We start from the raw sequence: 11,927 nt of genomic DNA, 5'->3' as shown, positions 1-11,927 counted from the left end.
TTACCAGCGTGGAATGGTGGTCGTCACATCCGCATTCTGCGCGCGCTGGCGCAGGAAGTGATCCATCAGCACGATCGCCAGCATCGCTTCTGCGATCGGTACCGCGCGGATCCCCACGCACGGATCGTGACGCCCTTTGGTGATCATCTCAACTTCATCGCCAGCGCGGTTAATCGTGTGGCCCGGCACGGTAATGCTGGACGTTGGCTTCAGCGCGATATTGGCAATAATTTGCTGCCCGCTGCTGATGCCGCCCAGAATGCCGCCCGCATGGTTGCTCTGGAAACCCGCCTTCGTGATTTCGTCGCGGTTCTGGCTGCCGCGAAGCTTAACCACGTCAAAACCGTCGCCGATTTCAACGCCTTTCACCGCGTTGATGCTCATCAGCGCGTGGGCGATGTCGGCGTCAAGGCGGTCAAATACCGGCTCGCCCCAGCCAGCCGGCACGCCATCGGCCACCACGGTGACTTTCGCACCAATGGAATCGCCCTCTTTTTTCAGGCCACGCATCAGCTCATCCAGCGCGTCCAGCTTGTCGGCATCGGCGCAGAAGAACGGGTTAAGTTCTACCTGCTCCCAGTCTTTGATAGCCAGCGGAATGTCGCCCATCTGGGTCAGACAGCCGCGGATAACGATGCCGAATTTCTGCTGGAGATATTTTTTGGCAATCGCCCCTGCCGCCACGCGCATCGCGGTTTCACGTGCGGAAGAACGTCCGCCGCCGCGATAGTCGCGAAAGCCATATTTTTGTTCGTAGGTGTAATCAGCGTGGCCCGGACGGAAGACGTCTTTAATCGCGCCGTAGTCCTGAGAACGCTGATCGGTGTTTTCAATCAGCAGACCAATGCTGGTCCCGGTGGTACGGCCTTCAAATACGCCGGAGAGAATTTTGACCTGGTCCGGCTCGCGACGCTGCGTGGTGTAGCGAGAGGTACCCGGACGCCGGCGGTCAAGGTCATGCTGTAAATCGGCTTCGGTCAGTTCGATGCCTGGCGGGACGCCATCAACGATACAACCCAGTGCCAGACCGTGCGACTCGCCAAAGGTGGTCACACGGAATACCTGTCCAATACTGTTTCCTGCCATCACGGCTCCGATGTTGTTGTTTGTGTTTGAGCGTTGTGAAACGGGCCGAAGCCCGCTGGATTAATCTTTGTAAATGCTGAAGTATTCGCGTGCATCAAGCAGCTGCGCCTTGGTCAGCATGAAGACGCCGTCACCGCCGTTGTCGAACTCAAGCCAGGTGAACGGCACATCCGGGTACTGCTCTATCAGATGTACCATGCTGTTGCCCACTTCACAAATCAGAACGCCGTCGTCGGTCAGATAATCCGGCGCGCAGGCCAGGATGCGGCGGGTCAGCTTCAGCCCGTCAGAGCCGGACGCCAGACCCAGCTCCGGCTCGTGACGGTACTCGTTCGGCAGGTCGGACATGTCTTCTGCATCCACGTACGGCGGATTGGTGACGATCAGGTCGTATTGCAGCGTCGGCAGGTCGCGGAACAGGTCAGAGCGGATAGGCGTGACGTGATGAATCAGCCCGTGCTCTTCAATGTTGTGTTCGGTGACGGCCAGCGCGTCGGTGGAGATATCGACGGCGTCCACTTCCGCTTCCGGGAAGGCGTACGCGCAGGCAATGGCGATGCAGCCGCTGCCAGTGCACATATCAAGAATGTGCTGCGGCTGATGGTTAATCAGGCCGTCAAAGTGGTTGTTGATCAGCTCGCCAATCGGCGAGCGCGGCACCAGCACGCGTTCATCAACATAGAACTCATGGCCGCAGAACCAGGCTTTGTTGGTCAGGTAAGCCACCGGAATGCGCTCGTTCACGCGACGGATCACGCGCTCAACGATGCGGTGTTTTTCGCTGGAGGTCAGGCGCGCGGTGCGCATGTCTTCCGGAATATCCAGCGGCAGATAGAGAGACGGCAGCACCAGCTGAACGGCCTCATCCCACGGGTTATCCGTACCGTGGCCGTACCAGATATTGGCGGCGCTGAAGCGGCTAACCGACCAGCGCAACATGTCCTGTATGGTATGCAGCTCGTTTACTGCTTCATCGACAAAAATTTTATCCACTCTTTCCTCCAGGGCATGCTCGCATAATTTTCGGCGGCTAGTTTGCCATGAAGACGGCGATAAATCAGCAATGACGCGTGTCGCTTGAGGTTAAAAAATGCGTTTAGTCGGGTACACTATCGGAAATACGAGATGAGAATGACGAATGAAAAAGAAAACATCGCTCAGCGAGGAGGATCAGGCTCTCTTCCGCCAGCTGATGACCGGGACGCGTCAAATCACGCACGACACCATTGTCCATCGCCCGCAGCGTAAAAAAGTCAGCGAGGTTCCGGTCAAACGTCTGCTCCAGGAGCAGGCCGATAACAGCCACTATTTTTCAGATGAGTTTCAGCCGCTGCTCAGTACTCAGGGTGCGGTGAAATACGTGCGCGAAGACGTCAGCCATTTTGAACTGAAAAAATTACGCCGGGGAGATTACTCGCCGGAGCTGTTCCTCGATCTGCATGGGTTGACCCAGATGCAGGCGAAACAGGAGCTGGGGGCGTTGATCGCGGCATGTCGTCGCGAGCATGTTTTTTGCGCCTGCGTGATGCACGGTCACGGCAAACATATTCTTAAGCAACAGACACCGCTGTGGCTGGCTCAGCACCCGCACGTGATGGCGTTTCATCAGGCACCCAAAGAGTACGGCGGAGATGCCGCATTGCTGGTATTGATTGAAGTGGAGGAGTGGCAGCCGCCAGAGTTGCCCTGACAGGATGGCGGGAGGCACGCTGCACCCCGCCATATCGCACGTCACGTCAGATGGCTTTTGCCATCTTCAGGTTGCACGGACTCATTTGCCAGTTAAAGACCCCTTTGCCGGTTTCGTCGAGGGTGACGTTGGCAATGGCGGACGTTGTGAACATCGGTGGCGTTTCGCCCGGGCACAGCTCAGATACCAGATAGCCGACCAGCGGCAGGTGGGAAATGACCAGTGCGGAAGCGACACCTTCATTGCACAGCGCCTGAAGGTAAGCACTGACAAGGCCAACATCGCCACACGGCGTGAGTTCAGGGAGCACATCCACACTGGATGGCAGGTTCATACACTCCCCTACCACATCCAGCGTCTGTTCTGCCCGCAGGAACGGACTCACCAGAACGCGTTCAATGTCCACTTTTTGACCTTTAAGCCATGTTGCCATCTGACGGGATTCGTCGCAGCCACAGACGGTTAAAGGACGTACTGAGTCACTGGCGGCATCGAGTGCCGCGTCGCCGTGACGCATGATAAAAACTTGCATATTGCACCGCTTTTGTTAACCAGAATCACCGGCGTTAACTACCCGCGATTAATGCTCTGAGGTAGAAAACCCGATGGCCGGGCATTGTGCCTGATCCATTCGGTGAATGAAACGCTGTTTTTTACCTCAATGGCGTAAGTATAGTCAATCTCTGTTTATAATTTCGCCAGAACAGGTTCCATCACCTCAGGATTTACCCTTCTTTGACTTCAGTTTACGCAATCAGTTTCCCTTACGGGCCAGAATGTCTGACCCCGTTCCGCCATCTGCAATAATTCGTCACAAGGTGTAAACCGTGGACCATATTGCGAGGCCAGACGTTGCAGAATCGCAACCACTTCACCCGCCCCGAGGGTATCCATATACCGGAACGGACCGCCAAGGAATGGCGGAAAACCGATACCAAACACGGCGCCGATGTCGCCGTCGCGTGCGCTCTTGATCACCTGCTCACCAAAGCAGCGCGCCGCTTCATTGAGCATCATCATTACGCAGCGCTCAGCACACTGAACCGCCGACAATTTTGCCTGACCCGTGACAGGAATATGCGCATAAACCGAAGGGTCGACCTGTTTCTTGCTTTTACGCCCTTTCGCGGCGTAAAGATAGAAACCGCGTTCATTTTTTCTGCCTTTGCGATCGTCCTTCAAAATTGCAGAAACAAAGTTTGCAGGCGGCGCAAAACGATCGCCATAAGCCGCTTCCAGCACAGGGATAATTTTAGTCCCCGTATCAATTCCTACCTCATCCAAAAGTTGGATTGGGCCGACGGGGAAACCAAACTTCACCAGAGCGTCATCGACGTGCTCAATTTTCTCCCCTTCCGTCAGCAACCGCATCGCTTCGTTAATGTACGGTGCCAGAATGCGGTTGACGTAGAAGCCGGCTTTGTCCGCGACCACAATCGGGGTTTTGCCCTGTTTTTTCGCCAGCTTCACCACGGTGGCAATAGTTTGCGGGCTGGTTGTGGCATGTGGGATAACCTCCACCAGCGGCATTTTTTCGACAGGGCTGAAATAGTGCAGCCCTATCACCTGCTCCGGGCGCACGGCTTTCGCCGCGATGTCGCCGATCGGCAAAGACGAGGTATTTGACGCGAAAATGGTGTGCGGCGCGCAGTGCTGTTCAACATCCGCCACCATCTGCTGCTTAAGGGCCAGATCTTCGAACACGGCTTCAATCACCAGATCGCGGTGTGCAAACCCACTGTAGTCGGTGGCGCCAGTGATCATCGCGAGGGTTTTATCGCGCTCACTGGCCTTGATATGGCGGCGTTTCACTTTGCGATCAAGGTTCTGCCAGCTGTACTGCAACGCATGGTTGATACCCTTAGGGTTGATATCTTTGATACGTACGGGCAATTTGCCTTTGCTGGCGGTGACAAATGCGATGCCGCCGCCCATCAGCCCACCACCCAGAACGCCAACGGCGCGCAGCAGAGCCGGTTCAGCTTCACTGCCCGGATCTTTTTTAACCTCCGTGCTGGCAAAGAAAATGCCGCGCAGCGCCTGCGACTGCGGCGTCATCGCCAGCTCGCCAAAGGCTTTCGCTTCCGCAGCATAACCGCTGCTGCTGCCCTGCGATAAACCGGTTTCAATCACCTTCAGAATGCGCGTCGCTGCCGGATAATTCCCTTTGGTTTTTTGCTCGGTTTTTTTACCCACCATATTGAACAGCAGCGTGCGCCCCAGCGGCCCGGCGAGGATACGCTCGCGCACCGGCAGAGGGCGTTTCGCCTGACGACCTTTCAGCGCCCGCTCAACGGCGGCCTCAAGCAAGATGGCGTGCGGAACGACCTCATCAACCAGACCCGCCTTTAATGCCTGACGGGCGCGCAGCTGTTTACCGGTTAAAATCATCTCCAGCGCCGTACTGACGCCCACCAGACGCGGCAGGCGCTGCGTGCCACCTGAACCGGGCAGCAATCCAAGCTGTACCTCCGGCAGTCCGAGTACCGTTTTCGCATCGTCGGTACAAATGCGGCTGTGACAGGCCAGCGCCAGCTCAAGCCCACCGCCCAGGCAGGCCCCGTGGATCGCAGCGACAACGGGTATCGACAGCGCATGGATCTCCGCCATTACCTGCTGCCCTTGACGCGCCAGGTCTTCTGCTTCCTGAGCGCTTTTCGCCCGGGCAATCATGTTGATATCGGCCCCGGCAATAAAGTTATCCGGCTTTGCCGAGATAAATACCAGGCCACGTATCGCTTTGTTTTCGCGGATCTGTCTGAGCATCGCACGCACCTGAACGCCGAACTCGGCCTTCAGGGTGTTCATCTTTTCGTCGGGTACATCAATGGTGATAACAGCCACGTTATCAAGGCGAACAGCCAGGTTAAATGCAGATGTCGTTTCCATTATTCAGCCTCCAGAACCATTGCTGCACCCAGGCCGCCCGCCGCACAGGCGGTAACGAGACCAAAACCGCCGCCGCGGCGACGCAGCTCGTGCAAAGTCTGGGTTATCATTCTCGCGCCGGTCGCCGCAAATGGATGGCCGTAGGCGATGGATCCGCCAAGCACGTTAAACTTACTCTGATCCACTTCGCCGGTCGCGTGGGCGCGGCCCAGTACATCGCGCGCGAAGCGCTCGCTTGCCAGCAGCTGAATGTTTGCCAGGGTTTGTGCGGCAAAGGCTTCGTGCATATCGATCAGGGTTAAGTCAGACAGCGTCAACCCCGCACGCTCCAGCGCCAGGGGCGTGGACCAGGCCGGACCGAGCAGCATGTCCTGCCAGACATCAATGGCGGTAAAGGCGTAGCTACGCAAATAGCCCAGCGGTGTGATGCCAAGCTCTTTCGCCCGGGATTCCGTCATCAGGATCACGGCGGCGGCACCGTCCGTCAGTGGCGTACTGTTGGCCGCCGTAACGGTGCCATGTTTACGATCAAACGCCGGGCGCAGTTTTGCGTAATCCTCCAGCGTCGAGGTGCCACGGATATTGTTATCTTCCACCAGCGGTTCGCGGAAAGGCGGGATATAAGCAGTCATCACCTCGTCGGCAAGTTTGCCTTCCGACCAGGCCTTCGCAGCGAGCTGATGCGAGCGATGCGCCAGTGCATCCTGCTGTTCGCGGGTAATACCGTAGGTTTTTGCCATCTGCTCGGCAGTGTCGCCCATACGCAGGCCGGTGGAGTATTCAGCAACGGCAGGTGGCACGGGCATGAGGTCGCGCAGGCGTAAACGCGAGAAGAGTTTAAGCTTTGCACCGGTAGTGCGAGCTTTGTTGGCATCCACGAGGATGCGGGCCAGCTGTTTGCTGACGCCGATGGGCAGCACGGAGGAGGAATCCGCGCCGCCGGCGATCCCCGCGCGAATGGTCCCCGCCATCAGGCTTTCCGCCACGTTCGCCACCGCCTGGAAACTGGTGGCGCAGGCGCGGCTGACGCTGTAGGCGTCGGTATGAACATTCATGCCGGTACCCAGCACGATTTCACGCGCGATATTGGGCGCTTCCGGCATCTGCACCACCTGGCCGAAAACCAGTTGCTCAATAACCTCTGGCGGGATCTCGCTGCGAGCCAGCATCTCCCCCACCACCATTTTTCCCAGATCGACAGCCGGTATACCGTGAAACGCGGTTGCCTGACGCGCAAACGGCGTACGTAACCCGCTGATAATGGCAATGCGGTCACCGTGTCGGGTGATAAGCGGTAATGCCTGACTCATAACACTCCCCTGTAAAAAAATTTTGCGCGCACATTAAGTGGTCTGACCTGATAATAGTCTTAACTATTTTTTTACATTGAGCCAATCGGGGAAGCGAAAAATTGCGAGCTAAGGCACAGAGAAGAAAAAGAAAATGCCCCTGCATGGCAGAGGCATTTGTGAGATTTGTTGCCGGGTTGCGGCGTTGCCTTACCCGGCCTACACGATCATAGGCCCGTGCAAAAAGTATTAACGCAGGCCTAACTGGAAGATCAGCGTTTCTGCTTCGCAGGCGAACACAAAGTCGATATCCAGCTGCACGCCGCCTTCCACTTCCGTGAAGGTGGATTTGATTTCACACGGATCGGATTCGACTTCACGCGCGCGCTGGCTCAGCGCGGCCAGCGTCTCTTCCGCTTCAGCACGGTTAGGGAATACGCGGCTGTAAGAGGCGGTGCAATCGGTGTTGTCCATAATGGTGCCAACATCCATACAGCAGCAAACCGGGGTTTCATCAGCACTGCATTTACTCATAGCTCAATTTCCTCTGTATTCGCGCAGGGCGCGAGATAAACACGATGCGTCTATTTTACGCCCCCGGACGAGCCCCCTCCAGCCGTTAATGGCGCAAAATCGGATAAGTGAGCAATATCACACTAAAAAATGATCTAAAACAAAATTCCCCTTTTCAGAGGAATCGCACTGGTCACAATTTTGCCAACCAGATCTCGTTTCAAGAAACATATCTGAAAATATTAATAAACAAACTTGCAACATCCCAGCTGGTCAGACCTATACTCTCGCCACTGGTCTGATTTGTAAGTCATACCTCAGACCCTACACTTCGCGCTCCTGTTACGGTATGTAACAATTATTGAATAAAAATAACTCAATGAGGTTATGGTCATGAGCCAGAAAACCCTGTTCAAACAAACTGCTTTAGCAGTTGCAGTGGCAATCGTCTCAACGTCCGCCTGGTCAGCGGGCTTCCAGTTAAACGAATTTTCTTCCTCTGGCCTTGGCCGTGCGTATTCCGGGGAAGGTGCGATTGCCGATGACGCAGGCAACGCGAGCCGTAACCCGGCGCTGATCATGATGTTTGATCGCCCTACCTTCTCTGCCGGTGCGGTTTACATCGATCCTGATGTCAATATTTCTGGCAAATCTCAGTTCACCGGCGCAGATCTGAAGGCGGATAACATTGCGCCGACCGCGTGGGTGCCTAACCTGCACTTTGTTGCGCCAATCAATGAACAGTTTGGTTGGGGTGCCTCTGTCACCTCTAACTATGGCCTGGCAACGGAGTTCAATAACAACTATCCGGCCGGGGAATACGGCGGTAAAACCGACCTGACGACCCTGAACCTTAACCTGAGCGGCGCATATCGTCTGAACGATAACTGGAGCTTTGGTCTGGGCTTTGATGCTGTCTACGCTGATGCAAAAATCGAGCGTTATTCCGGGGAGCAAACTGCTGCGCTGCCGAAAAACAGCAATAAAATTGCCAGCCTGAAAGGCGATGAATGGGGCTACGGCTGGAACGCCGGTATCCTGTATGAACTGGATAAAAACAACCGCTGGGGTCTGACCTACCGCTCAGAAGTGAAGATTGACTTCGATGGCGATTACAAAAGCGGCATCCTGAGCCCAGTCAACGGTATGGTCCCAGGCGCGGGCACCACCATTCCATGGGGTACCTCGAATCAAACCGTACCGGGTTCACTGTCACTGCATCTGCCAGAAATGTGGGAAGTGTCAGGTTATAACCGCGTTGCGCCGCAGTGGGCCATTCACTACAGTCTCGCGTATACCAGCTGGAGCCAGTTCCAGGAGCTGAAAGCCACCGGCAGCAACGGCCAGACGCTGTTCTATAAAGACGAAAGCTTCCACGATGCTTACCGTATCGCGCTTGGTACGACCTATTATATGGATGACAACTGGACGTTCCGTACCGGCGTGGCATTTGATGACAGCCCGGTACCGGCAGATAAGCGTTCTATCTCCATTCCGGATCAGGACCGTTTCTGGGTGAGTGCGGGGGCAACCTACGCGTTCAACGAGAATGCCTCTATCGACGCGGGCGTGTCGTACATGCATGGACAGAAAGTGACCTTCCAGGAAGGCCCTTACGAGTTTACCTCTGAAGGTAAAGCCTGGCTGTTTGGTACCAACTTCAACTACGCGTTCTAATCCCAACACGATTAAAAAAGGTGAGCATTGCTCACCTTTTTTATTTATTCCGAATCGATATCTTTTAATTCGTTCTCGATGGCTTTCGCGTTCGGATTATCTTCCGGCTTCAGCTTACCGCCGTTGGCAATAAAGTCATGGTTCTGGAAGTAGGCCTCGCGGACCATGATGTACGGATCGGAAGACTGACGCAGCAGACCGTCAGAGTCCAGCAGTTGCGCACGTGTTTCAATTCCTTCCACGGTCCATTTACCAATCGACAGCGGCCAGGTGAGCCATGACAGCACCGGATACAACGTATCCACCATGTCGCCGCCATCATCACGCACGGTAAAGCTGCCGTAGAATGGCAGGTGCACATACGGCCCATAACCTACGCCATAATGCCCCAGCGTGCTGCCGAAACGGTGCGGCTGTTCACGCTGTAATTTCGGGTTCGCCATGCCCGCGACATCAATTAAGCCGCCCATACCCAGCAGGGAGTTCAGGAAGAAGCGGGTGAAATGCACCATCCCCTGATACGGGTCGCCCTGGAGGAAGTAGTTGACCATAACCGCTGGCTCTTCCAGGTTACTGGTAAAGTTGCTCAGCCCGTTACGCGCCGGCTGCGGAACGTAGTCACGCCATGCCACGGCAACCGGACGAACCAGATACGGATCCAGCACATTATAGTTAAAGCTGTACATTGAACGGTTAAATCCTTCGAGAGGATCGGAGCGTCCCGTTTGCTCGCCAGAGCTGGCGCAGCCCACAAGCATTGTTACGCCCAGCGCAAGCGCCGACAGCCGAAGCTTCATAAATTTCTCCCTGTTCAATATGGCTATCGTTGAATGCCATCTGTGACGGAGCCGGTGATGCTCCGCCTGAAACGTGCAAGTGATTGTAACAGCACGCTTACCGATGTCTACGAGGACAATGACGACCCGCTCGCGTCATCACGCTAATTTCAGCATAGCCTGTCTTTCAGAATTCGTTTCGCTGGCAATTTTATATTGGCTTTGAAAGAGATGTCTCACCTTTATTGCCATTTACAGCAATTTAAGAGCATCCCCACGGGCAAGGCGCTAAAAGCCGCTACGCTTAAATGAGCAATTACCCCGAAGGAGCTGTTATGAAAGACATTAACGAAGAAAAAATTGGCGAGAACAATGAAGAACTTGAGATTGAAAGTGAGGAGAAAGACCGGGGAGAAGAGATAGAAGTCGATGAAGATCGCCTGCCGTCACGCGCCATGGCTATTCATGAGCATATTCGCCAGGACGGGGAAAAAGAGATGGAGCGCGACGCGATGGCCCTGCTGTGGTCAGCCATTGCAGCCGGTCTGTCAATGGGCGCCTCTTTGCTCGCCAAAGGGATATTTCACGTTCAGCTGGAAGGCGTACCGGGCGGGTTTTTGCTGGAAAATTTAGGCTACACGTTCGGCTTTATTATCGTCATTATGGCGCGACAGCAGCTTTTTACGGAGAATACCGTCACTGCCGTACTGCCCGTCATGCAAAATCCGACCCTCGGTAATTTCGGTTTACTGATGCGCCTGTGGAGCGTCGTGCTGCTGGGGAACCTCATCGGTACGGGTATAGCCGCCTGGGCGTTCGAGTATATGCCAATATTTGATGAACCGACCCGCGACGCATTTGTGAAAATTGGCATGGATGTGATGAAAAACACGCCGGTTGAAATGTTCTCTAATGCCATAATTTCCGGCTGGATCATCGCCACTATGGTGTGGATGTTCCCCTCAGCGGGCAGCGCGAAAATCGTGGTGATTATCCTGATGACCTGGCTTATCGCACTCGCCGATACCACGCACATTGTTGTCGGAACCGTTGAAATCCTTTATCTGGTATTTAACGGCACACTCCACTGGAGCGACTTTTTCTGGCCGTTCGCCCTGCCAACCCTCGCAGGCAACATTTGTGGCGGGACCTTTATCTTTGCGCTGTTGAGCCATGCGCAAATCCGTAACGACATGTCCAACAAGCGTAAGGCCGAGCTTAAGGCTCAGGAAAAAAAGGATAAAACTGCCGAAAAATCGGCGTGAACGGTGACTCTTTGACCAGTCAGGCGGCAATGCGCTTAACGAAAAGTGTAAATAACGCTATACTCTTGCCGCTTCGTCCCCTTAGTTAAATGGTTAAAGTGCACATTAAATTCAATTAACTGATTTTATTAAATATAAACACCAACAAACCAATTATTATGTACCCATATGTGTACACAAGCCGATTTAAACCTTTACTTGACGCAGCATTGCTCTGAAGCTTAAATACTGTATATCCAAACAGTAAACAATGGAGCACATAATGTTTGTTGAACTGGTTTATGACAAACGCAATGTAGAGGGGCTTGAAGGGGCCAGAGAAATTATTCTGGCCGAACTGACGAAGCGGGTGCACCAGATTTTCCCTGATGCCGAAGTGAAGGTGAAGCCGATGCAGGCAAACGGCCTGAATAGCGATGCCAGCAAAAGTGATCGTGAAAAGCTGAACCGCATGCTGGAGGAAATGTTTGATGAATCCGACATGTGGCTTGTGTCTGAGTTTCCGACAGTTCGCCAGGTGGGTATGTGACAAAATCTGGCAGCCATCATTTATCTGGCTGCCAACATTTAATTACGAACCAGATTCATTCTCCGCAGCTTCCAAAGCTTCTTCCTGTCGTTGATTCCATACACTGTTTTCAGGCATGTCGAGGCGAACGTCGATCCAGCTGTTCACCGGCACATCCATCGGCTCCCCTTTCATTTTGACGATCTCCCCGTCATCGCTCAGCATGTATTTTCG

General features: G+C 54.4%; 11 protein-coding genes. 4 read left to right on the top strand and 7 right to left on the bottom strand.

Annotation, left to right across the window (positions count from 1 at the left end; genetic code table 11):
• Nucleotides 1–1,086, bottom strand: a complete 1,086-nt coding sequence (gene aroC / locus ACOTYB_RS16680) for a chorismate synthase (protein WP_023314595.1) — start codon at nucleotides 1,084–1,086, stop codon at nucleotides 1–3.
• 60 nt (nucleotides 1,087–1,146) lie between these two features.
• A complete protein-coding gene (gene prmB / locus ACOTYB_RS16675; RefSeq protein ID WP_003861381.1) occupies nucleotides 1,147–2,079 on the bottom strand; it encodes a 50S ribosomal protein L3 N(5)-glutamine methyltransferase in 933 nt (310 codons plus the stop codon).
• 145 nt (nucleotides 2,080–2,224) lie between these two features.
• Here prmB and smrB point away from each other — a divergent pair, with 145 nt between their 5' ends.
• Nucleotides 2,225–2,776: an endonuclease SmrB gene (smrB, locus tag ACOTYB_RS16670; protein WP_109948968.1), complete on the top strand. Its 552-nt coding sequence runs from the start codon at nucleotides 2,225–2,227 to the stop codon at nucleotides 2,774–2,776.
• Nucleotides 2,777–2,822: 46 nt separating this feature from the next.
• Here smrB and sixA read toward each other — a convergent pair whose 3' ends face one another.
• The 4 genes from sixA to ACOTYB_RS16650 all read right to left on the bottom strand — a co-directional run bounded on the left by sixA (nucleotide 2,823) and on the right by ACOTYB_RS16650 (nucleotide 7,488).
• On the bottom strand, nucleotides 2,823–3,308 hold the full coding sequence (sixA, locus tag ACOTYB_RS16665; RefSeq protein WP_003861375.1) for a phosphohistidine phosphatase SixA: 486 nt from the start codon (nucleotides 3,306–3,308) through the stop codon (nucleotides 2,823–2,825).
• 209 nt (nucleotides 3,309–3,517) lie between these two features.
• The gene (gene fadJ, locus ACOTYB_RS16660) at nucleotides 3,518–5,665 is read right to left on the bottom strand and encodes a fatty acid oxidation complex subunit alpha FadJ (RefSeq protein WP_409248806.1); all 2,148 of its coding nucleotides are present in this window, start codon (nucleotides 5,663–5,665) and stop codon (nucleotides 3,518–3,520) included.
• Nucleotides 5,665–6,975 (bottom strand): acetyl-CoA C-acyltransferase FadI, encoded by a 1,311-nt coding sequence (gene fadI / locus ACOTYB_RS16655; protein WP_409248807.1) that lies wholly within the window; start codon nucleotides 6,973–6,975, stop codon nucleotides 5,665–5,667. The genes fadJ and fadI overlap by 1 nt, the downstream gene beginning before the upstream one ends.
• Before the next feature lie 228 nt (nucleotides 6,976–7,203).
• Nucleotides 7,204–7,488 (bottom strand): YfcZ/YiiS family protein, encoded by a 285-nt coding sequence (locus ACOTYB_RS16650; RefSeq protein WP_003861368.1) that lies wholly within the window; start codon nucleotides 7,486–7,488, stop codon nucleotides 7,204–7,206.
• Nucleotides 7,489–7,860: 372 nt separating this feature from the next.
• Between ACOTYB_RS16650 and fadL the strand changes: the two genes are divergently transcribed.
• A complete protein-coding gene (fadL, locus tag ACOTYB_RS16645; RefSeq protein WP_003861367.1) occupies nucleotides 7,861–9,144 on the top strand; it encodes a long-chain fatty acid transporter FadL in 1,284 nt (427 codons plus the stop codon).
• Nucleotides 9,145–9,188: 44 nt separating this feature from the next.
• Here fadL and mlaA read toward each other — a convergent pair whose 3' ends face one another.
• A complete protein-coding gene (gene mlaA / locus ACOTYB_RS16640; protein ID WP_003861365.1) occupies nucleotides 9,189–9,941 on the bottom strand; it encodes a phospholipid-binding lipoprotein MlaA in 753 nt (250 codons plus the stop codon).
• Between the two features lie 314 nt (nucleotides 9,942–10,255).
• Here mlaA and ACOTYB_RS16635 point away from each other — a divergent pair, with 314 nt between their 5' ends.
• The gene (locus ACOTYB_RS16635) at nucleotides 10,256–11,185 is read left to right on the top strand and encodes a formate/nitrite transporter family protein (protein WP_003861364.1); all 930 of its coding nucleotides are present in this window, start codon (nucleotides 10,256–10,258) and stop codon (nucleotides 11,183–11,185) included.
• A 262-nt stretch (nucleotides 11,186–11,447) separates the two neighbouring features.
• Complete coding sequence (locus ACOTYB_RS16630; RefSeq protein ID WP_000497435.1) at nucleotides 11,448–11,714, top strand: DinI family protein; 267 nt, start codon at nucleotides 11,448–11,450, stop codon at nucleotides 11,712–11,714.
• The last annotated feature ends 213 nt before the right edge of the window (nucleotides 11,715–11,927 follow it).

Origin of the sequence: Enterobacter cloacae complex sp. IR5450 (genome assembly GCF_049238665.1) — a bacterium.
GTDB classification, from domain to species: domain Bacteria; phylum Pseudomonadota; class Gammaproteobacteria; order Enterobacterales; family Enterobacteriaceae; genus Enterobacter; species Enterobacter hormaechei_C.
The sequence above is the reverse complement of the archived record's forward strand: the minus strand, read 5'-3'. Positions and strand labels throughout refer to the sequence as shown.